Genomic DNA, 22,520 nt, shown 5'->3' with positions numbered 1-22,520 from the left:
ACAACGCCGGATACCACTTTTTATTTCGCCTAACTTTCGAGTCACTTCACTGATTCGCCGCTTGCCACTTTCTAAAAACCATTACACCTGATAATGATAATAATTATCTTTTACATTGGTAAGGTGTTTATATGGATGGTATTAACTTAAATCATGCATACCACAATAATCCGGTCATCCAGATCCGAGATTTATGCGTCGATTACATCACCGATAATGGTGATTTCAATGCGGTAAAATCCGTCAGCTTCGATATCGGCAAAGGGGAAGTATTTGGGCTTGCTGGTGAATCGGGATGTGGCAAAAGCACGATCGCATTCTCGATCAATCGTCTCCATAAGCCGCCAGCGTTCATTTCTGGCGGTAAAATATTGTTTGATGGCAAAGACATTCTTAGCCTCTCAGATTCTGAGCTAACCGCTCTGAGGTGGAGTGAAATCGCCATGGTGTTTCAAAGCGCGATGAACTCACTCAACCCTGTCTTAACGATCCAAGAGCAATTCGCAGATGTATTGCGTCATCACCAAGGACTCACCAACGCTCAAGCGAAAGATCGAGCAGAAAAACTATTGGACTTGGTCAATATTCCACGAGAACGGTTAACGGAATACCCTCACCAATTTTCAGGTGGAATGCGTCAGCGCTTGGTGATTGCTATTGCTTTGTCTTTGAACCCTAAGCTGATCATTATGGATGAGCCCACAACCGCTTTAGATGTGGTGGTACAAAGAGAGATTTTACAACAAATCTATCAGCTTAGAGATGAATTTGGCTTCTCAGTACTCTTTATTACGCACGACTTGGCGCTGATGAGCCAATTGTGTGATCGCATTGCCATCATGCGGCATGGAGAAATCGTCGAAGTCAATCAGGCATACGAAATTCGCAATAATCCTCAACATCCCTACACACAAAAGCTATGGGCTTCTTTCCCAAACATCCACGATGTCCACAAACAACCAGAGCAACCAGAGCAACCAGAGCAACCAGGAGCGTAATCATGAATCAGCCTATCATCCAAATGAAAAACGTGATTAAAGAGTTCAGAGTAGGCGGTGGTTTAGCGAAAGAGGAAACCTTCCGTGCGCTCCAAGGCGTGAGCTTTGATCTGTATGCAGGAAAAACGCTGGCTTTGGTTGGAGAATCAGGCTGCGGTAAAAGTACGTGTGCTCGCTTGATCACTAAAGTCTATCCGGCAACAGAAGGCGAGATCCTTTTCAATGGCACTAATATCAATGAGATTACGTCACGCTCAGCGCTCCAAGAGTATCGCAGTAAAGTACAAATGGTGTTTCAAGATCCGTTTGGCTCACTCAATCCAACTCATACCATTCGCCATCATCTCACACGCCCTTTAAAGATTCATAAGCAAATCAAAAGCGAACGTGACATTCCTGCCCGTTTGGAAGCGCTTTTAAATTTGGTGGAACTACCTGAAGAGACATTAAATAAGTTTCCTCACGAGCTTAGTGGTGGACAACGTCAGCGAGTAAACTTAGCACGTGCTCTCGCCGTCGGTTCGCAAATCATTCTTGCGGATGAGCCAACATCGATGCTGGATGTCTCCATTCGCCTCGGGGTACTGAATCTAATGCAGCGCATGAAGCAAGAGCTAGGAATCGGCTTTTTGTACATTACTCATGATTTGGCGACCGCACACTACATCGCGGAAGAAACAGCTGTGATGTACAAAGGGCAAATCGTTGAATGGGGTGATACACACTCAATACTGAAGAATCCGCAGCACCCGTACACCAAACTATTGATTTCAGCCGTTCCCGATCCAGATCTTCCTTTTGGTAACTTAGTGAAAAGTGAACCAAACTATTCGATAGATGCCGATGAAATTCGTAGTCGTAGCAGTATCATTGTCGACGAATTTGATCAAATAGGACCCAATCACTATGTAAAACAATGGACTGAGGCTGCGTAATGGAATTGAGGACTTGGCAAGATCAGATCGCCATGTGGTATGAACATCGGAAGCATGATCAAGTTGAAAACCTGGAAGCGATCTTATATCAAGCGCCCGATGGCGTGTTTGGCCCAGAACTGAACGAAGTTCAAAGCAAAGCGATTGCTTGCTGGCTAGACGGTTGTTTACGTGTGTTTCAACATGCTAGGTACCAAGATCCTCAAAAAGCGTATCAAACCTTGCTTTACACGAGCGCAAAGCTCGAGCAAGCGGCATGTCAGGTATCGACCGATATTCTGATCAAAGATTGGTGTTTAAAGCGACTTCAGCACCTTACCGTTTTAGCGTTAGAGTTTTGTAATCAGCAATGTGATCAAAATGAGTGGCAACAACAAGCACATAACTTGATCGAGTCGCATGTTGCTTTGATGCGTTCTTTACACTGGAATGAAGTCAAGAAGCATGATCAAGGTTTATCTCATTAATCTGGAAAAATGATCAAGGCTTACTTTGAGGAATTTGAGGTAAAAAAAGCGAGTTTCCTGAGGAGAAACTCGCGAAGTCTATTCAGAATGAATGTAACAATATGAGCCAATCTATTAATCATCAGAAAGGACAAAAGGTTGTCTATTCGTGATAAATAGTAGTCTCAGGCTTGGCTCCTAATGTCAGTGATTTGTTAGAGTTAAGTCTGTTTTTTATCATCGAAAGACATTGTTACATTTCAAATCAATACGCCACGCCTATTGCTTGATGTGTATCAAGCAACGCTTTTAAATCGCCATTTCATCCAGAGCGCGGAATACCATTTCATCCATGTGGCCATCGAAGATTTGACGGCACACCTTCCGACGTACCGCTAATCCAGCAATCAAGCGCTCAATGGTAAGATGCTTGATATCATTTTGAGTGTTAAACAGCTCGACGGTTTTGCTTAATGTCTCATAAGGAATTGGCTCATCCCCTACCCTTAGCCAATCAAGCTTCTCTATGTAATCAGAGCACTCTTCTTTGATTGAGGCATACGAGTGCCCTGTCATCGCAGATAAAGCCGTTATACTGCGTTCTAGGGCCTCTGGTGAGGTATATTTAGATAAAGTAATGGTGATCTCGTCTGCATTGATCTCTACCAGGTGTTTTCTTTGCTTCACGCGGCGGCCTAAATTCCCTCTTGGAGATGGCGCTTTGCGTTGGATAGGCTCAAATTCGCCGTCTATGATGCCTGAGAGCTCTTCAAGCTGTTGTCGGGTAACCATCTCATTACGAAGTGGGTTTGGCAGCGTAGGCGCCATGTTACGCTTTCCTGCGTTGGTTGTTCGCGCACGTGAATAACGTAAGACTTCTTCTACATCGCATTTTATATCGATCTGGTAGTCCATCACTTTGTCATTCTCGATCATAGTTTCGATCGTCAGGTGATAACCCCACAAATTCACGACAAACAGCTCATCCGTTCCCTTACCATCCGATAAACGCTTCAGCTCTCGGATCAAATCCATCGAGAATCGTCGCCATTCGATGTTACGTGCCAGCTTCTGGTTTAATTCACTCAGCAGCATGCAGTCAGTATGACGACGCACCATGCGGCTACGGAAGAAAGAATACAGTTGGAATACCAAAGTATGCTGCTTCAAGATCTCTGGTGGGAACAAGAAGAAATAATCACGCGTTAATAGTTCTTCATAAAACGAAGGCTCCCAAACCAAAATGTACAAGTTTGGTTTGATACGAATTTCACCATCGCTTCCCTCAACAGGCGCTTCTTCAGACGCAGTGATGGTTCGAGCAAGAAAACGAAAACGATCACTTTTGAATCCTTCTGGCATATTTTCACTTAGCCAACGACCAGTAAGTTCATGCAGCTGGAAATCGGTAAACTCAATACGATCAATGCTGTCGCGAATAGAATCACGTGCTGGACCACTGTCTTTTTTGCCTCGAAGCGACAAAATATCAGTAATGTATAACGGCGTCTTGTTCGGCACGTGTGCTGCGTCGAGTTGATACTGATCTTTGTGATGATCATGGTATTGCACGGTCAATGTGAACAGAGCAAACAAGGTCATCAGATCATCCACGGTCATGATATTTTTGGATGATCGCGTTTCAATAACCGCTTTGGTACCAGAGATCGACACCATGGATTTCTGATAACTTTTTCGAGTTCTTGGTGGTGCAAGTGCTTGGTCAATGATCCCAGCCCAATTCGTTGGAGACACGACAAATTGATCGGCTTCATCTTTCATCGTTGGAGGGGTATTCAACCCATGTTCATTCAACAAACGCTTGTTGACTTGGGTTTGAGCCAATGCTTTTGAACGTTTTTGCTTTTCGTTTTGGCGTACTTTGTCTGTAACAAGACTTGTTGCACCCAACACTGAAATAAGCTGATTAGGATTAACAAACTTATGTAACATCGTCTTACCAGCAAGTCCTTCTTCAAACCGCACTGGAGTTTGAGTAAACAAACCAATGTTTACTGCTGCACGTAAGCGTTGTTGCAGAGCTGCACGAGTGAGTTGTCCGTCCGTCGCTTCCACAATCTCTGTGGTTGAAACCAATCCATCTTTGCTGCTGAAACCTCGCAATGAGATCAGATTAAGCAACTCTAAGATACTTTTGGTCACCCCTTTGAAATGTTGGTACTGCTCTACCCAATCTGCAGAGGATTCATGTACCTCAAAAAGATGGCCATCCTTATGGCTTCTAGGTGCTTTAATCAGAATTTTTTCATCAGCCGTCATTTTAGATCCAGATCACACTAGCCGTAGTTGTGCTATGGTTCCGAAGAATAAAGAAAAACAGATCATAAATAAAGAAAAAAGATTGTTTTTTAAATAACTGATCTTTTTGATTAATCTGATCTTAATTGATTATATGATCTAATGATCTGGCTATCGTTTTGCCGCTAAGTGCATGTTCTATAAAGTGATTATTTTTATGCATGTCGGAACTATGATCATGTTAATTCTGAAACTATGATCAACAATAGCCTGAAAGCATGATCACATTTGCTCGTAAGCATGATCATTAAGTTTATGAAAAGATGATCAAAAGAGTCTTGAAACGATGATCATGATGTTTTTACAGGTTATCCACAGATGCTGTGTTTAATAATGATCTTAATGAGAATTTTATTGAGCATTGTCGATGTTATTGATACTCGGATCGATGATCAAGAGCGAGATAGCTATCGTTCTGGAGACAGTATTGATGATAAATTACTCATATGATGAAAATGCATCCAAGTAGCTCTTATTCCGCAGTAAAACCTAGTTTCGGACTATTCTTAGGAAGCATGATCATGAGAGTAAGATTTATCATAGTAACTTGAACAATTTCATTGTTCCGGCTTCTCTATCCACTAATTTCTTCTCCATCCCCCATTCTGACTGCATTCAACCGTAAATTAGAGACAAAAACTCATGCTTCCGAGAGATTCTATAGCTTGATCATATTTCCGATTGATGGATCTTATTTAATCCGCGTGTTTACACCCTCGTCTACTCTATTTTTCCATGATCATGCTTTCGTATTTGTGTTTTATCATGGAAGCATGATCATAAGCATACCTTGATCATACTTCCATAGGAACATCACTTGAACTGCCCTTTTTGGCTCGGATACATGATCAAGGTTGTTATTAGCGTTCATGTTGAAAGATTGCTTTCTATTTTTTGTTTAAATTAGGTTGGCCTAACATAATCCGTAATTTAGCTTAAGAATATAATCGTTCCGGTAGAAAATTGATTTACATTGTAAATGGGTGACGCTGTAACACTTTTATTTTTAAGTTTAAGGTGTCCATTTATTCGAAGATTATTTAATTAAAAATAGTTATGTTTTTTACCATAAATCATAAAAGCGTCGATTTGAGTGTTTTTTTATGTGATGGTTATTCAAAATGTTCGTGCACCTTTTTGTTGTTTTTGGTCTTTACTGCTGTACAATTGCAAGCATAAATCCTTCCAACGGAATTTGGCATGAAAAGAGAAAAAACGATTGAAAACCTTCTTGAGTTGGCGGAGCTGACTCAGCAGGTTCAAGCTGACCGTATTGAAATTGTTTTAGAAGAGCGAAGCGATAACTATTTCCCACCAATGTCTAAGGCGATGATGGAAACCCGTTCAGGTTTAACTCGTCGTAAGCTCGATGACGCGATTGGTAAGATGGAAGCGGCTGGCCATCAATTTACTAAAAATAACGCGAATCATTATTCAATTACGTTAGAAGAAGCACATATGCTTATGGATGCGGCTGAAGTGCCTAAATTTCATGAGCGTAAGAAGAATTCAGGTAACAAACCTTGGATTATTAACGTGCAGAACCAGAAGGGTGGTACAGGTAAATCAATGACAGCGGTCCATTTAGCGGCATGTTTAGCGCTAAATTTGGATAAACGCTACCGTATTTGTTTAATCGACTTAGACCCACAAGGCTCGCTACGTTTATTCCTCAACCCACAAATCAGCATGGCAGAGCATGACAATATCTATTCTGCTGTAGACATTATGTTGGGTAACGTGCCTGATGGTGTAGAAATTGACAGTGAATTTTTGCGTAAAAACGTATTGCTGCCAACGCAATACCCGAACTTAAAGTCGATTTCAGCGTTTCCAGAAGACGCAATGTTTAATGCTGAAGCATGGCAAACGCTATCTGAAGATCCATCACTCGATATCGTTCGTCTGCTAAAAGAGCAACTGATTGATAAAATTGCTGATGACTTCGATATCATCATGATTGATACCGGCCCACATGTTGACCCACTAGTATGGAATGCGATGTATGCATCAAATGCGTTGTTAATCCCTTGTGCGGCTAAGCGTCTGGACTGGGCTTCAACAGTAAACTTCTTCCAGCATTTGCCTACGGTATATGAAATGTTTCCGGAAGACTGGAATGGTCTTGAGTTTGTTCGCTTGATGCCAACCATGTTTGAGGACGACAATAAGAAGCAAGTTTCTGTTTTAACTGAAATGAACTATCTTCTAGGTGACCAAGTTATGATGGCTACTATCCCTCGTAGCCGTGCGTTTGAAACCTGTGCCGATACCTACAGCACAGTATTTGATCTGACAGTAAGCGATTTTGAAGGCGGTAAGAAGACTCTAGCTACCGCGCAAGACGCTGTTCATAAAAGCGCACTGGAATTAGAGCGTGTGCTGCACTCTAATTGGCCGTCATTGAATCAGGGGTAATAAGTAAATGGCTTTGAAAACGTCTGAATTAAACGCGAAATTATTTGGCAAAACGAATAAGCGTCGTGTTGTGACTCCGCAAGAGGCGCAAACTGCGGCAAAAGAAAAAGCTCAAACGATTGAACTAGCAGTTGCAGGTGAAAATATTGTTCAGTTTGAACTTGTGCGTATTCCTGCAAATAAAGTTGCGACAGAAACAACAGTATTTGTTGATAACGCTCGTGAGCAATCGTTCTTAAACGAACATGCTTTATCTGATGTTTTAGTCACGCTCAAAGAGCGTGGCCAACAATATCCTGCTGTGGGTCGTCGCACTGACGATGGCAAAATTGAAGTGCTAGACGGTAGCCGTCGTCGCATGTCTTGTATCCTCGCTGAACAAGATTTTTTGGTTTATGTTGCTGACAACATCAATACTGACCATGCAAAGTTTTTGTCTGATGTGGCAAATGCTCACAAGCCGCTCTCTTTGTACGAAAAAGGTAAAGAGATGCAGGCTAAACTAGATAGCGGTGAAGCTGAAGATCAGAAAGCATTGGCGAAAATGTTCCAGTGCAGTGAAGCGTTAGTAAGTGGCGCTTTAAAAGCGGCGGCATTACCGTTAGAACTGCTTCAAGCGTATCCCAATGTCGGCGATCTTGGTCGTCCAACTATTGTGAAACTGCACAAACAGTTTTCAACGTTGACGCCAGAGCAGCAGCAAGAGCTGTTAGATAAGTGTCGCTCTAGCGAAGGCTTTTTATGGCAGCGAAGCACAGCTCAAGGCGTTGCTCGTCTGACAAAAGAAGTCACGGAAAGCATCGAAAACTGGATTGCTGAGCTTGCACCAGCAAAACCTGGCAAGAAGACCGAAAAAGTCGACTTAGTAAAAGGTCGAGCAAGCTACAGCCGAAAAGGTAGCAGTCTGGCGTTGAACTTGAAGAAAGTTGACGACAGCTTGATGGAAGAGATTCTTGCCTTTGTGCAAAACAAGCTGCAATAACAAAAGATGATTGAATCAACCGCCTCCGGGCGGTTTTTTATATCTGAGAAGCGTCAAATTAAAGATGTGATACCATTGCGTCAGTTCAACGTTGGATAGACAAAATGCAGACACAATCTGATTTCCTTTCATCACTTCAACAACAAGCTCACCAATCTTTCCAAAGATTCGGCATCGTCATTCAAGGCGAGTCTTCTTGGCAAGATGCGTTGGTGTCAGAGTTCCATAAAACACAGATGTATCAACGTTGGTTTTGTGTCGGCGATTTTGGTTTGGAAAACGCATACAGTGTTTCGCCTAAACAAGGGCACATGTTGCTAGGCAGAGAGTGTGACGTTCTATTGTTTGATGCTCGAAATGGCTTTGACGCAAATAGCTTTACCGCCGCGCTTGGCTCATTGGTTGGCGGTGGTCTTCTTATTATCATTACTGAGCCTCGACAACCTACGAATTTTGCTCAGCAATGGATGCACAAACAATGGGAGAAGCTCGTTGTTATCGAGCAAGACAAACCATTGCCAACGGCTCCAGACATCAAGCAAGCAGAAAAAGAAAGCCACTACACGGAACAAGAACATGCCATTTCTCTAATTGAAAAGGTGGTGACAGGACATCGAAAGCGACCATTAATTTTGACCGCTGATCGTGGGCGTGGAAAAACAAGTGCCCTCGGCATTGCGTGTGCGAACTTATTACAGCAGAAGCCACTTAGAATCTTAATTACGGCACCATCTATAAAAGCTGTTGAGCCTGTTTACCAACATGCTTTGCGGTTACTTCCTAATGCGCAGCGTATTAGGAAGGACAGATTAGAATCAGGGCAGGGAGCCATTCAATTCATTGCTCCTGACGAACTTCTATCGAGCCGACCTGAATGTGATTTGTTACTTGTCGATGAAGCGGCTGCAATTCCAGTTCCTATGCTCAAAAGCATTACCGAACATTATCATCGACTCGTTTTTTCTACGACTATTCACGGTTATGAAGGTTGTGGCCGGGGCTTTACGATTAAATTTGTTGATTGGCTTCAGAAACAGCGTTCGGGAATGAAAACATGGCACATGACACAGCCCATCCGCTGGAGCATGAATGATGCGCTCGAATCATGGCTCTATGACGCGTTTTTGTTGGATGCGGAGTTAACGTACCATCAACTTAACCAGGTCGACTCAATTCCCCTTTCTAAAGCCGATAAGAACGATTTGATATCGCAGCCTAGTTTGCTGCGCGAGTGCTTTGCTCTTTTGGTTAATGCTCATTATCAGACCTCGCCGAATGATTTGATTCACCTTTTGCAAGACGACAACAGTCAGCTCTATTTTGCTAAGCAAGATAATGCGGTTGTGGGGGTAATATTAGCGGTCGAAGAGGGTGGGCTTGACGCCGAATTGGTTGAAGAAATTCAGCTTGGTAAGCGTCGTCCTAAAGGACACTTAGCCCCAGTTACGATTGCAAACCACCTAGGATTTCCGAATGTCGCGAATCTATCGACGCTGCGAGTCATGAGAATTGCTGTTCATCCGGAATTGCAAGGAAGAGGCATCGGTCAAAAAATGCTGCAGCAACTTGATCAAATGGCGGCTAAGCACATTGCTTACTTATCCACGAGTTTCGGTGCGACGGAAGAGTTGGTCCATTTCTGGCGACAATCGAACTTCCGTGCAATTCGCTTAGGATCAATGCGCGATGCTGCTAGCGGTTGTTATTCAGTCTTGATGGTCAAAGCTTGTGATTCCAAACAGACGGCTTGGGTCGATGAATCTCAGGCGCTATTTGAAGAAATGTTGTCTAACAATGTGGCTGACGTCTATCCAAAATTAGAAGCCTCAATTTTTCGAGCTCTATTACCGCAACCTTTGGGAATGAGTCCACTTCATCCCGCTAAGTTATTACTAATTGAATGCTATGCTGATGGTGGTAACAGTTATGAGTCCGTGTCTGCTTGGCTTCAGCAGTGGTTACTTAACTTAGGTTTGAACTCCGCTTCCGACTTGATGATCAGTAAGCTTTTTCTTAACCGTAGTTGGACTGAATGTGCTCAGCAATTTGGGCTACCTGGAAGAAAGCAAGTTGAGCAGCAGCTAAGGGACGAAGTAAAGCACATTTGGAACGATTTACACTGTAAACAATAAGGTGAGATTTACACTGTAAATGAAATTATTAGGAGCTGATTTTACACTGTAAATCCAGCTCCTTTTTATTTCAGTGTGTATTTTGATTGAGCTTTAGGTTAAATCGAAATGCTCTCTTAATATCTGTTTAACCGTTATTGATGGATTACTTTCTTTAGTGACGTGAGCCCTATAATAAGAAATGCGAGGTTTGTTCAGAAAACGGATTTGGGTAGACTGAAAGTGTTGATGGGAAGCAAAGTGGTAAGGGTATGTGGAAGCTGTGTCTTGAGTTATCTGAAGATAAGACCAAGGTGATAGCCCGTCTTCCGGGAGAAGTGGACCTCGGTGGTGAGCTAAATCAAAATGAATTAAACGAGCAGCTCGTCGCAATGAACGCTGAAAAGATGTTTGTTGTTGAGGGGGAAGTCGTGAGATTCATTAACTGCGCCAAAGAACGTAAAGCCGAGGCCTACGAAGGCATCGTCATTGCGGAAAAACGCAACGCGCAAGTTGAGGTTGAATTATCGAATAATGACATGCTCGCCAGTATGAACGTTGTCGGCGCGTACGGAGGCCGAGGTTTACGTGGCCCCGAGATTGTTCAAGCCCTTGCTCAAGCGCGAGTTTCGAAAGGCATCAACAAACTGGCTTTGAAGAAAGTGTTGGTTGTCAGCACTCAGCTCAAACCAGGCGAAACTTTTTCTCAACCTGTAGCGGTTGGTAAGCAACCTATCAAAGGCAAAGACGCTCTTTTTACTCCTCTCGTTAAAGACATCACCAAACGCATCCTCAAACCCAAAGACGGCCAATCTGCTAGCGACAAAATTGATTTACGTAACCTCGGTGAAACTATCGCGGTTGACGTAGGCGATGAGGTGATGCGCCACACGCCTGCGACCAAAGGTACGCCAGGTTTTACTGTTCAAGGGCGAGTGATTCCTCCACAAGCTGGAAAAGACAGCCCAATGAAGCCAGGCAAGGGCACCGAGATAAGCAAGCACGACCCAAACCTATTGATTGCATCGGTATCCGGTACGCCTCTAATTAAAGACAAAACCATTGAAGTTGATAACGCACTCTGTCTCAATAGCGTTGGCGTGAATACAGGTCACGTGAAATTCAAAGGGAATGTGATTATCGGTGGCAACATTGAATCCGGCATGATTGTTAAAGCGACGGGTTCTATTACTGTAGGCGGCTTCATTGAATCGGCTGACGTACAAGCGCAAGACGACATTCAAGTTGGTAAAGGGATCATTGGCCACACCGTGAGTGATGGCCAGCCAAAGAGTTGTCACGTCAAAGCCAAAGGCTCGATTCGCGCAAGCTACGCCCAATATTGTGATTTGCAAGCTGGCGAAGATATTGAGTTGGCGGTGCACAGCATGAATAACGATATTGTTTGTGGGCGCAATCTGACGGTGCTGGATGCGAACGGTAGGAACGGTACGCTCAGCGGCGGAGATGCAAAAGTCGGTGACAAAGTGGTGTGCTTACAATTGGGCGTAGAAGGCGACACCGCCACTAAGGTAGAAGCGTTCGCGCGCTATTCTGCATTTAAGGAGCGATTAGCAGAGCTCAAAGATCAATACAAACGCGCTCAAGAAGGAACGATGGATGTGATTCGTAAAGAGCTCGAATTTAAGAAACGTCCTAAAGCCGAACGTACCGACGAAGAACAAGCTCAGATTGATGTGATGAAAACACAAAACAACGAGCAGCTTGAAGCGATAAAGCAAAAGCTAGAACAAACGGAACATGACTTTGAAGTCGCGTTAGAAGAAAATATTGTCGAAGCCAAAGAGCGTGTCTTCACTCGCGTGACGGTGCAGTTTGGCGACGAACAAGTAACGACAAAGCGCACTCATGGCGGTTGTTCGTTCCGTTTCAATCAATACGAAATTAAAGTCTCGGCGAACTTGGAAGATGAGGACGTCGCTGCGGTTTAAGCTTTCTTATTCACTGAGCCCACACGTCGCAACAAGATGTGTGGGCTTTTGTTTATCTACAAATCGACAATGTGCTCTTGATAGTAGTCCGCAAGCGCACCGACTTGGCTGCTACACATTACTTTCATTGCTTGTTTAATGTGTTCTATTGGCCAGTTCCACCATTGGATATTGAGTAGAGTTTCAATCTCTTTATCGCCGAATCGTTGACGTACGACTTGGTTGTTTCCAACCACCACCGAATAAGGTTGGACGTCTTTCGTCACTACGGTGCGTGCTCCGATGACGGCTCCATCGCCGATGTTTACTCCGGGCATGATCATCGCCTCGCTGCCAATCCAAACATCGTTCCCCACCACAGTGTCTCCGGCACGCTCGAAACCGTCTTGTACGCCTTCTCCAAATTCTTCAGGAGAGAAGGGGAAGGTCGAAATCCAGTCAATGCGATGACCTTGATTTCCTGCCATCATAAAGGTGGCTCCAGAAGCGATGGAACAAAACTTGCCAATGATTAATTTGTCGATGCTATCGGGTTCTCTACTTTGCCATTCTTGAAGTGTGACGGGGTCACCCAACAAGTAGCGTACTGCTTGCTCTTCGAAGCTTTTTTGATGATAGAAGCCCGAGTAATAGCTGTAATCGCCAACGATGATATTGGGATTAGTGATGTGATCTTTAATGACTTGACCTTTTAACCACGTGTCGAAAACACTCATAACTCATCCTTTCAAATTTAGGTTGTACAGAGTTTAGAGGCTTTCTATTATTTCCAGTAGTTTGATTTTAGAGATTCAGAATTACTGTATGGAAATAAAATGGCTCAGCTACGTACCACTTTACGTCGCTTTGTGCGAGGAGCGAAGTATTGCTGGCGCAGCAAAGCGCCTGAATTGTTCGAATGCGCATGTAAGTCGGCAACTTAAACAGCTTGAAGACATATTGTCGGTGCAGCTTATTCAGCGAACTACGCGCCAGTTTAATTTGACCTACGATGGTTTGCGGTTTTATCAGCAGGTAAAGCAACTGCTCGAAGGCGCTGAGCAGATCAATGAGCAAGTCATGGCAAACGAGATCGTATCGGGAAAATTGAGAATAGCGGCGTCTGCTTCTTTCGGAGCCGCGTTACTCAGCCAAACATTGATCGAGTTTCGATTGCAACATCCACAAGTGAGCGTCGAAGTGATCTTCACAGAGACACCTCTCGACTTGATTGAGGCTGGGTTTGATATCGCATTCTACTTTACCGATACTCCCCCAGAGGGATACGTCGGCCATCAGCTCCGCACTTTACACTGTAAACCGATCGCTCATCGTTCGTATTTAGCTGATAAACCAAATGTAAGTACGCCAGAGGAGCTTGGCGACTTGGAGCACATCCTTTATAAAAGTCGTGACTTGGTGTTAGACAAGTGGACGTTTACGCATAAGCAAACTCAACAGCAGTGCAGCATTGAGTTAGAAAGTACGCTGAGTTTTAATCTTGTCCAGTCCATGTTGGATGCTACTTTGACTGGCTGTGGTGTAGCCATGTTAGATGAATTTGCACTGGCTAAACTCGACCCTGCACAAAAAGAACAACTCGTGAGTTTGCTGCCAGAATGGCAAACGGATGCGATTTTGCCGCTTTATCTGCTTTACCCAAAACGTGAGCACTTACCAAGAAGAACGCGAGCGTTCATTGATCACTTTAGGAACATATATTCTGTCGGCGAATAGCGACAACAAACTTAGCAACAATTGAGGAAGCAAAGGAATGCGAAAACACTGTATTGCGATTGGTGGTGGTGGGTGGATGATGGGAGAGAATCCGAGCCCGCTCGATCAATACATTTTGTCTTTGTCTGGTAAGGAGAATCCAAACATTTGTTTTCTACCGACAGCCACGGGAGACGCTGATGAAGTTATTGAACGTTTTTACAATGCGAAGCTTAGTGAAAACGTAACCCATTTTCCGCTGTTTAAGTTTGATGCTGGTTGGAAAGAAACGCTATTTGAACAAGACATCATTTACGTCGGTGGCGGTAATACGCGTTCGATGTTGGCCATTTGGCGCGAATGGGGAATCGATAGAATACTCAAGCAGTGTTATGAACAAGGCATCATCATTTGTGGCATGAGCGCTGGTGCAATTTGTTGGTTTGAGTTTGCGGTGACAGACAGTGATCCCGAAGCATACCAAGTTATGCGTTGTCTTGGATTAATTGACGGTTTGGCTGCGGCGCATTTTTCCCATGTTGGTGAGAAGTTTGAGGTTTTCCAAGCCTTTGCTCGTTCTCAACCGAGCATCACTTGTTATGGTATTCACGATTATGCGGCATTGCACTTTGTCGATGGAAAATTGTTAGCTACAGTCACCAGCTTTCCTGATGCCGGTGTGTTGGTCAAAACAGGTAACGAAGAAAACATATTGCGAGGGTGAGCTTCTTCAAATCAGCATTAAAGGCAATAACTGCTGACCGGACATAGAAGAAGCTCATGGATTCAGCTAACTTATATTAAGTATCGTGCTTACAGCTCGTAACGCAGACCTAAGTGGTAGTAGCTTTCGTCTGCGTGCGCACCGCCAAACGAGACTTCTTGTCCATTGCTGTAGCCACGCGAGCCGTTACGATCAACGTAGTTTGTGTAGATAGAAGAACGAGGCGTCAGTTTGTATTGCACTTCTAGCGTTGTATCTTTCAGCTCTAGCTCGTCACCATCACTGTTTTCCAAAGAACGATAACCAGCACGCAGTACCCATTTGTCATTTACACTGTAAACCGCCGTTAGTTCCATCACTTTGTCGGTACTGGTTTGCGAGTAATAGCCCTCTAGTTCGTCTTCCGAGTACAACGCACCCAACATCAAATCTCCTACGTAGTAACGTGTACCTGCGCCCCAGAAGGTGTAATCGGTGTCGTTGCTTTCACGAGCATCACCTTTATTTTTCTGCAGCGCCACCACTGGTGCCAAGGTACCCAAATTCCCCATATCTAGCGTATAACGCAGTGCAGTGTTGTAACCATAGTCGAGTTCAGAAGTGTTGTTTCCTAAAATGTACGCGACAGAAAAATCGAAATTACCTAGGCTGTTTTGGTATTGCAGCGTGCCATCTTGACGGAAAACTTGCGTCGCGGTTTTGTCGACTTTATTCGCTTGGCGCGCCATAGAAACATCGGAAGAGGCGAACACATCACCAATGTCGGTAAACATAATCAATCCAGATGCCACGCGACCACCAGTAATGCGACCATAATCTTTCGCATCAATACCCGCCCATACATAACGTGCAGTCAGAGACGGTTTGTTGTTTACTTGGTTTGCGTATTCAGCGGCACCCACTTGGTATTGCGCTTGGCCGATGATCGACGCGTACTCGTTGATGGTTTGTGAACCGTTTAAACCAATACGGCCATCAAACTCGCCATTTGCATCGCCGTGCTCATCATTTTTACTGGTGACATTGAAACCAAGACGAGAGTAAATATTTAAAACTGACCCATCTTCCGCTTGATACAGCTGTGCTGCCATTGCGTTTGATGCCATCAATGTTGGGAGAAGTAGAGTCAAAATGTGCTTTTTCATGATTAACGACCTTTCATTTCTATTGTTTTAGGTACGACAAAGCTCCTTCCGAGTAACGGAATAAGAAAAATTGTCGTGAAGTAGAGAGAGGGTGCGCCCTTGTTTGCCAAGGGCGCGAGCTAGTCCATTCCTATAGGGGAAGAATGATTTAGCTTAAATCGACGTCTTTGCAGCCAAAGAAGTAAGTCGCGAGGAAGCCGACGATGTAAGAGATAAGCAGACCAGCAACAAACACCATCATGCCCGGGAAGATGCCATTTTCAGATGTCATGAGAGGAATCGCCACGATACCGGACGGGCCAAACACCGTATTAAGACCAACTGGCAAGCCAAGGTAAGAAACTAAGCCGATAAAGAAGCCGCCCGCAGCACCACCAATACAAGCGGTAACGAATGGTTTTACGCGTGGTAATGTCACGCCGTAAATCAATGGTTCGCCAATACCTAGAAGGCCAGGAATAATAGCGCCTTTAACTTGAGTGCGCAGTAGAGCGTCTTTTTTGGCTTTGAAATACAGCGCCATTGACGCGCCAACCTGACCGCCACCAGCCATCGCTAGGATAGGAAACAGCGAGTTAAAGCCCTGTGCTTCCATCAATGCGAAGTACACTGGAACAAAACCCTGGTGGATGCCAAATACCACAGAAATTAAGAACAAACCTGCCAAGATTGCAGCGCCTAATGGGTTATCGTTCAAGTTGAGGAACAACCAAGACATCCCTTTAAATAGCTCACCACCGATCGGCATGATGATCAAGAAGGTTACCGCACCCATGATCAATAGAGTGATAACGGACGTTAAGATCATATCCAGATCATCTGGCATGTATTGACGAACCTTACGCTCGACTTGCGCACCGATGATCGCCGCCAAAAGTACGCCGATAATGTTGCCGCGCGGATCAATCGCAAAGCCGAAAAACTCGTTCATGCCAGAGTAAATGCCGGATGTCGCCTCAGGGTTGTAACCCAGCACAAACAAAGAGGCGAGAATGGCACCATTAACACCAGAGCCGCCAAACGCTTGCTGCGCGTTGTAGCCAATCAGAATACTTAGGAAAGCAAACAGACCCTTACCAAAGACTTTCATGTAGGCGATCAAATCCAGCATAAACTGGCTTGGTGTCTGGTCGAGAACAAACATTTGTTCCAATAACGTCGCAAAACCTAGCAACAAACCAGCGGCAATAAAACCAGGGATCAACGGCGTAAAGATGGTGGCAAACTTGCTTAAAAAACGCTGAACCGCACTGGTTTGTTTGCTCTTCATCTGTTTTTTCTGCTCGGCCGCGACGGCAGAAAGATCTTGTTGCGGCATATCTGGTTCTTCACTGTCACCAGAGGTTAAGCTGTCGATCAATTGATTCATCATCTCAGCCGCTTGTTGAGCTTTTCCGGGACCGAGAATGATCTGAAACTGCTCATCGCTTTCCACCACACCCATTACGCCGGGAATTTGCTTGATAACTGACTGATCAGCCAAGCCATTGTTGGCGAGCGATAAACGCAAACGCGTCATACAGTTACCACATTTGCTTACGTTGCTACTGCCACCCACTGCGGACAGCAACTGCGATACTGTGTTTGAAGTTATTTTTGCCATAGGGTCTATCCTTCAGAACTCGGATTATTTAGTTATTATTTAGTGCTGCGCGAATAAAACCGTTGTGCGCGGCGAGGCGTGATTTGGCTTGTTCGGCATCCAAATTGGCCAAAATCATTAAGATGGCGGTTTTACAGTGGCGATCGCAGGCATTTAATGCTCGCTCTGCTTCTTCTTTTGAGGCGCCAGTTGCTTCTACAACAATGTTGGTTTGGCGTTGAATGAGCTTGGCGTTGGTGGCCTCTACATCCACCATTAAGTTGCCAAATACCTTACCGCTACGAATCATGGCACCTGTCGTGAGCATGTTTAACACCAGTTTTTGTGCGGTGCCGGCTTTCATGCGAGAAGAGCCAGTAACGACCTCTGCGCCAACAATCGGCAGAATCGCGATGTCGGCCGCTTTTGCCATTGCACATTCCGGATTACAGGCGATAGATGCGGTCGTAGCTCCGATGGATTTAGCGTACTCCAAACCACCTAGTACATAAGGTGTACGGCCACTCGCTGCAATGCCTACAACCACGTCATGTTTGGTGAGGTGAAGCGCTTTTAAGTCGTCTTGACCCATTTGCGCGTCGTCTTCTGCATTTTCTACCGCTTTCAAAATCGCCTGATGTCCACCAGCAATTAAGCCAATCACCATGTCTGGATGCGTGCCGTAGGTTGGAGGACACTCGCTCGCATCAAGAATTCCTAAGCGGCCTGATGTGCCAGCTCCCATGTAAATTAAACGGCCACCATTTGCAAAAGCTTGGGTAATTGCATCAACTGTCTCTGCAATTTGTGGTAGCACCGCTTTTACCGCGAGCGGGACTTTTTGATCCTCTTCATTCATGACTTGCAGCACCTCGATGGTCGAAAGCGTATCAATCTCCGTACTGGCTGGATTACGGCTTTCTGTCACCAATCGGCTTAAATCAATTTTCATGTTTTGCACTCTTCGTAATGTTCAATCTGAGGGCGATTCTATGGAATAAAATATTCTGTTTTGGTGATAAAAATCACACTTGAGGTTATTCTTTGTGCAGGAGAAATTTGGAATAATGAGAGAAAATATACGTCCATTACATCCGGTACAAACTGGCTTGGTTAGAATAATCATGGGGTTAAATCAAACTCCAATTATTTTTGTTTTGGAATAATTTATTTAAATTTTTTTGAGGTTTTTGTTGTGTCAGTTGTCAATAAGATAGTCGCGAGGCGTACTCAGCTTTCGCAAAGTGGTCGTTTGGTCGGCGATTGGATTGTTGAAAACGCAGAAAAGGCCGCGCTGCTCACTAGCCAAGAACTTGCGGCGCAAGTAAAAGTGAGTCAATCGAGCATTGTGAAATTTACTCAGCGTATCGGTTTTAAAGGCTACAGCGAGTTTAAGTTAGCTCTGAATGAAGAGATTGGCCGTAAGCATGCGATGCAGTCGACACCGCTGCACAGTGATATTTTGGCAGACGATCCCATCGCGGTTATTTCACAAAAGCTGGTGAGAGCAAAAACAGATGCTATGTTTCAAACCACCAATGCGCTGTCTTATGAAGCGTGTCACCAAGCGGTGAAATGGTTGAGTGAAGCGCGTCGAGTGCAAGTGGTCGGGATTGGGGGCTCTGCACTGACCGCGAAGGATTTAAGCTTTAAACTGCTTAAACTTGGTATTACGGCGCTTTCTGAACAAGACAGCCACGTGCAGATTGCTGTTGCCCGCACGCTCTCTCCAGAAGATGTTCAGATTGCAATTTCGTTTTCGGGTGAACGCAAAGAAATTCTCGTGGCAGCAGAAGCGGCAAAAGAGCAGGGCGCGAAGGTGATTGCGTTATCAGCGCCCGGAAGAAGTCGCTTGCGCGGCATTGCCGATATTACGTTTGATACCATCGCCAATGAAATGGAGCATCGCAGCTCATCCATTGCTTCGCGCACCGCGCAAAACGTGATCACCGATTTGCTGTTTATCATCTTGGTTCAGCAAAGAGACGACAGTGCCCGTCAGTTGATCAGCGATATCAGTACCGACATCAAGCAGATCCTCACATGATCGCTTGTTCAACAGCGGACTAAAGATCCGGATCGTGCCTCAGCAAAGCAATAAAGGCGGACAGATGCTTTTCAATGGTGAGATCGGCAGAAATCGCGGGCAATTCCAACGTGATGCAAGGTAAATCACGTTCACTACACCAAGTGCCGAATGAGCCAGGTGTTTCGTAGTCGACATCGTCTACGATTGGCAGTTGGAACTGCTCGCTGAGCCATTTGGCAAGGTCGGAATGTTTGGGATCATCCACAAACGCAAGCGGTTCATGAAACGACACCACAAACTTTGGCTTGCGCAGTTCAATCAAGTTAATTAATGCGCTAACTTCAGGCTCTAGTTGGTTTTTAGTGCCAGTTTTCACCTTTACGTCTCGAACGGGTGTGTGAGAGCTCCATCGATACACGGTGCCATGCTCAGTCCAATTTTGGGTTGGAAACGCGCGATTGAGATCCACTTGGTTTGCATTTGCACGTGTGCCTAGCTGGTTGCCGTCAGGATTCATTGACAGAATCACATCATGTCGTAAGTTTTCAGCAGGCAAGCTTCTTAGCGCGCAGGACAAACCTGTAATCGAGGCCGTCTCATCCCCGTGAGTGCCTGCCAAAATCAAACCTCGCGAAGCACTTTCGACTTGAGCCGGAAAATACAGTAATGGCGCACCAAGCACAGATTGACCGTATATAGTTGGCCGAATTAAAAATGCCGCTCTTTCCGTTCTTGGAATTAGACTCACCGTAATCTCCTGATTGATGAAGTAGTATCAATATCTAAGCTAATTACACCTAGCTAAACTGAACCGTTTAAACTCGTCAACGGTTGAAATGTTAATTGTGGCACTTGCTTCACAAGACGCGTTAGGAGAACGAAAAACGATATGGATTTTAAAAAACATTCAACGGCGTTGCTGATTTCCTCTTTATTCACCCCTTTTCTTGCTACATCAGTTGCTGCGGAGACCTTACCTAAAGGCATTCAACTTGCCGCAGAACAGCATTTAGTACGTGCGAATGACGCAGAGGCGGCGACGCTTGACCCTGCGAAAGCCGAAGGTCTGCCAGAAATGCATGTGATTCGTGACTTATTTGAAGGGCTTGTGATTCAAGATCGTGACGGAAACATCATTCCCGGTGTGGCAGAATCATGGGAAACCAACGACAACCAAACCTTTACTTTTCACTTGCGCAAAGAAGCGAAATGGTCGAATGGCGAGCCTGTGACGGCGGAGGATTTTGTCTATTCACTGCGCCGAGCGGTAGATCCGAAAACCGCTTCTCCAAATGTTTGGTATCTCAAACTCACCAAGATCAAAAACATCGCCGATGTAGCAGAGGGCAAAAAGCCTTTGGACGAGCTCGGTATCAAGGCGGTGGATAAATACACCCTACGTTTTGAGTTGGACAGTCAAGTTCCGTACTTTGTTGCCATGACTGGGCACACGTCCATGATGCCAGTGCATCAAGCGACAGTGGAAAACCGCGACAAGCCGTGGAGCGATCCAGACCAATTTGTTAGTAACGGTGCATTCACATTGGATAAGTGGGTCGTGAATGAGCGCATTGAACTGGTTAAGAGTCCAAGTTACTGGGACAGCGCAGATACGTATCTAAACAGAGTGACTTACATTCCGTTTGAAAACCAAAACGCTTCGATCAATCGCTATGCGGCAGGAGAGCTGGATATTACGTCAGATGTGCCGACTCATATGGCACAGAAGCTTCAACAAGATTACAAGCAGGCTTACACGGTGGTGCCATTACTGTGCACGTATTACTACGCGTTCAATACCACTCGTCCGCCATTTGATGATGCGCGAGTGCGTCAAGCGGTGTCGTACTCCATCATGCGTGATGTGATTACGAATGGTGTCACGCAAGTGGGCAACCTTCCTGCTTATACCTTTGCGCATCAGTACACCGCCGGGTTTGATGCGACGCCGCCTGAATACAGTAAGTGGAGTCAGCAACAACGTGACGAGAAAGCGCGTCAGTTGTTAAAAGAAGCGGGTTACAGCAAAGACAAGCCGCTCGATTTTAAATTGCTGTACAACACCAGTGAGGCAAACAAATCGATCGCGGTTGCGATAGCGTCGATGCTACAAAAAAATCTCGGTGCAAACGTGGAGTTAGAAAACCAAGAGTGGAAGTCGTACTTAGTGGCGCGTAAACAAGGCAATTTCGATGTGATGCGTGCTTCCTGGTGCGGTGATTACAATGAAGCGTCTACTTTCCTGAGCTTACTTCGCTCAGGTTCTTCGGGTAACTTTGCACGTTACAGCAATGCAGCGTACGACAACGCGATGAACAGTGCATTGGCTGCAACTAATGAGAAAGCGCGCCAAGGATTTTACGATCAAGCTGAACAGTTGCTGGCGACAGATATGCCTATCGCGCCAATCTATTACTACATGCAAGCACGTTTGGTTCGTCCAACCGTGGGTGGCTTTGCAAAGAATAACGTAGAAGGGCGCATCTACTCGAAAGACCTCTACATCAAGAAGTAGCGCTCAAAACAAGCGATAAATATGAAGCCCCGAAGATGTATCTTACGGGGCTTCTTTTTATTGTTAGCGAGCGGAGAGCTTGTTCACGAGCATAGCGACTCGTTTGCCAAGATACTCTGCTGTTGCAACATCGGAAGAGTGCAACTGACCATCTTCACCGCCTTGAGCAACAATGCCACCTTGCACACCGTAGCGATTCAGGTTTTGCTCCCCAGAATTGCTGATCTTATCCAACCCGGCCCACATCATGCCGTGCTGGTATGCAAAGGTTTGAAGGTATTGCAGTGTGCAAGATTGATCGCCATTCAACGCTCCTCCGCTAGTAAAACCTGCTGCCACTTTGTTTGCCCACTTCTGGTGGTACCAAGATTCACTGCTCGCATCGGCAAATGCTTTAAACTGCGCAGCCACGCCACCCATGTAGGTCGGTGAGCCAAAGATAATCGCATCACACTCAGCAAGCTCATCCATTAAGTGAGGGTTCACAAAACGTCCCTCAATAATCTCACTGCCTTCAATTCGGTGAGAGAGGATTTCACATTCGCCTTGTTGCTCAACGCCTGCGGCAATCGCTTGAGCAAGCTGACCAGTAACGTCGGTTTTAGAGAAATAAATAATCGCAATTTTGGACACAATGGTTCCTTTTTTCATTGTTGATTTTTAATCGTG

The 22,520-nt window shown here is 45.0% G+C and carries 18 protein-coding genes; 11 read left to right on the top strand and 7 right to left on the bottom strand.

Features of this window, described 5'->3' with window-relative positions; translation table 11 throughout:
- Positions 1–131: 131 nt before the first annotated feature.
- Genes L3V30_RS11160 through L3V30_RS11150 form a run of 3 tightly spaced genes read left to right on the top strand, consistent with a single transcriptional unit; the run spans position 132 to position 2,400 of the window.
- Entirely contained in the window at positions 132–998 is an 867-nt protein-coding gene (locus L3V30_RS11160) for an ABC transporter ATP-binding protein (protein ID WP_006740906.1), read from the top strand.
- A gap of 2 nt (positions 999–1,000) precedes the next feature.
- Complete coding sequence (locus L3V30_RS11155) at positions 1,001–1,933, top strand: ATP-binding cassette domain-containing protein (protein WP_006740905.1); 933 nt, start codon at positions 1,001–1,003, stop codon at positions 1,931–1,933.
- Complete coding sequence (locus L3V30_RS11150) at positions 1,933–2,400, top strand: hypothetical protein (RefSeq protein ID WP_006740904.1); 468 nt, start codon at positions 1,933–1,935, stop codon at positions 2,398–2,400. The genes L3V30_RS11155 and L3V30_RS11150 overlap by 1 nt, the downstream gene beginning before the upstream one ends.
- Before the next feature lie 288 nt (positions 2,401–2,688).
- Here the strand turns inward: L3V30_RS11150 and L3V30_RS11145 are convergent, their stop codons facing one another.
- A complete protein-coding gene (locus L3V30_RS11145) occupies positions 2,689–4,659 on the bottom strand; it encodes a replication initiator protein RctB domain-containing protein (RefSeq protein ID WP_005392102.1) in 1,971 nt (656 codons plus the stop codon).
- 1,239 nt (positions 4,660–5,898) lie between these two features.
- Between L3V30_RS11145 and L3V30_RS11140 the strand changes: the two genes are divergently transcribed.
- From L3V30_RS11140 to L3V30_RS11125, 4 genes are all read left to right on the top strand, one after another.
- Positions 5,899–7,116 carry an AAA family ATPase gene (locus L3V30_RS11140; protein ID WP_005374503.1) on the top strand — a complete coding sequence of 406 codons (1,218 nt, stop codon included), beginning with the start codon at positions 5,899–5,901 and terminating at the stop codon, positions 7,114–7,116.
- A 7-nt stretch (positions 7,117–7,123) separates the two neighbouring features.
- A complete protein-coding gene (locus tag L3V30_RS11135) occupies positions 7,124–8,098 on the top strand; it encodes a ParB/RepB/Spo0J family partition protein (protein WP_104973210.1) in 975 nt (324 codons plus the stop codon).
- A gap of 104 nt (positions 8,099–8,202) precedes the next feature.
- Positions 8,203–10,230, top strand: a complete 2,028-nt coding sequence (locus L3V30_RS11130; protein WP_237308927.1) for a GNAT family N-acetyltransferase — start codon at positions 8,203–8,205, stop codon at positions 10,228–10,230.
- Positions 10,231–10,481: 251 nt separating this feature from the next.
- The gene (locus L3V30_RS11125; RefSeq protein WP_237308926.1) at positions 10,482–12,161 is read left to right on the top strand and encodes a FapA family protein; all 1,680 of its coding nucleotides are present in this window, start codon (positions 10,482–10,484) and stop codon (positions 12,159–12,161) included.
- A gap of 56 nt (positions 12,162–12,217) precedes the next feature.
- On the opposite strand, the gene catC is transcribed toward L3V30_RS11125, so the two are convergent.
- The gene (gene catC / locus L3V30_RS11120; protein WP_047009711.1) at positions 12,218–12,877 is read right to left on the bottom strand and encodes a type C chloramphenicol O-acetyltransferase; all 660 of its coding nucleotides are present in this window, start codon (positions 12,875–12,877) and stop codon (positions 12,218–12,220) included.
- Positions 12,878–12,965: 88 nt separating this feature from the next.
- Between catC and L3V30_RS11115 the strand changes: the two genes are divergently transcribed.
- Positions 12,966–13,877, top strand: a complete 912-nt coding sequence (locus L3V30_RS11115; RefSeq protein WP_015313728.1) for a LysR family transcriptional regulator — start codon at positions 12,966–12,968, stop codon at positions 13,875–13,877.
- A gap of 37 nt (positions 13,878–13,914) precedes the next feature.
- A complete protein-coding gene (locus tag L3V30_RS11110) occupies positions 13,915–14,580 on the top strand; it encodes a peptidase E (RefSeq protein ID WP_021484205.1) in 666 nt (221 codons plus the stop codon).
- 89 nt (positions 14,581–14,669) lie between these two features.
- Here the strand turns inward: L3V30_RS11110 and L3V30_RS11105 are convergent, their stop codons facing one another.
- The 3 genes from L3V30_RS11105 to murQ all read right to left on the bottom strand — a co-directional run bounded on the left by L3V30_RS11105 (position 14,670) and on the right by murQ (position 18,259).
- Positions 14,670–15,725, bottom strand: coding sequence for a porin (locus tag L3V30_RS11105; RefSeq protein ID WP_237308925.1), 1,056 nt, complete (start codon positions 15,723–15,725; stop codon positions 14,670–14,672).
- Between the two features lie 148 nt (positions 15,726–15,873).
- The gene (murP, locus tag L3V30_RS11100) at positions 15,874–17,328 is read right to left on the bottom strand and encodes a PTS N-acetylmuramic acid transporter subunit IIBC (protein ID WP_005500182.1); all 1,455 of its coding nucleotides are present in this window, start codon (positions 17,326–17,328) and stop codon (positions 15,874–15,876) included.
- Between the two features lie 28 nt (positions 17,329–17,356).
- Positions 17,357–18,259: an N-acetylmuramic acid 6-phosphate etherase gene (murQ, locus tag L3V30_RS11095; protein ID WP_237308924.1), complete on the bottom strand. Its 903-nt coding sequence runs from the start codon at positions 18,257–18,259 to the stop codon at positions 17,357–17,359.
- Between the two features lie 243 nt (positions 18,260–18,502).
- On the opposite strand from murQ, the gene L3V30_RS11090 reads away from it, so the two are divergent.
- Entirely contained in the window at positions 18,503–19,354 is an 852-nt protein-coding gene (locus L3V30_RS11090; protein ID WP_237308923.1) for an SIS domain-containing protein, read from the top strand.
- A 19-nt stretch (positions 19,355–19,373) separates the two neighbouring features.
- Here L3V30_RS11090 and mpaA read toward each other — a convergent pair whose 3' ends face one another.
- Positions 19,374–20,084 (bottom strand): murein tripeptide amidase MpaA, encoded by a 711-nt coding sequence (gene mpaA / locus L3V30_RS11085; protein WP_237308922.1) that lies wholly within the window; start codon positions 20,082–20,084, stop codon positions 19,374–19,376.
- Positions 20,085–20,225: 141 nt separating this feature from the next.
- On the opposite strand from mpaA, the gene L3V30_RS11080 reads away from it, so the two are divergent.
- Positions 20,226–21,851, top strand: coding sequence for an ABC transporter substrate-binding protein (locus tag L3V30_RS11080; protein WP_237308921.1), 1,626 nt, complete (start codon positions 20,226–20,228; stop codon positions 21,849–21,851).
- 63 nt (positions 21,852–21,914) lie between these two features.
- On the opposite strand, the gene L3V30_RS11075 is transcribed toward L3V30_RS11080, so the two are convergent.
- Positions 21,915–22,484: a flavodoxin family protein gene (locus L3V30_RS11075; protein WP_237308920.1), complete on the bottom strand. Its 570-nt coding sequence runs from the start codon at positions 22,482–22,484 to the stop codon at positions 21,915–21,917.
- Between the last annotated feature and the right edge of the window lie 36 nt (positions 22,485–22,520).

It is taken from the genome of Vibrio sp. A1-1 (assembly GCF_021728175.1).
In the GTDB taxonomy this organism is placed as follows: domain Bacteria; phylum Pseudomonadota; class Gammaproteobacteria; order Enterobacterales; family Vibrionaceae; genus Vibrio; species Vibrio diabolicus.
The sequence above is the reverse complement of the archived record's forward strand: the minus strand, read 5'-3'. Positions and strand labels throughout refer to the sequence as shown.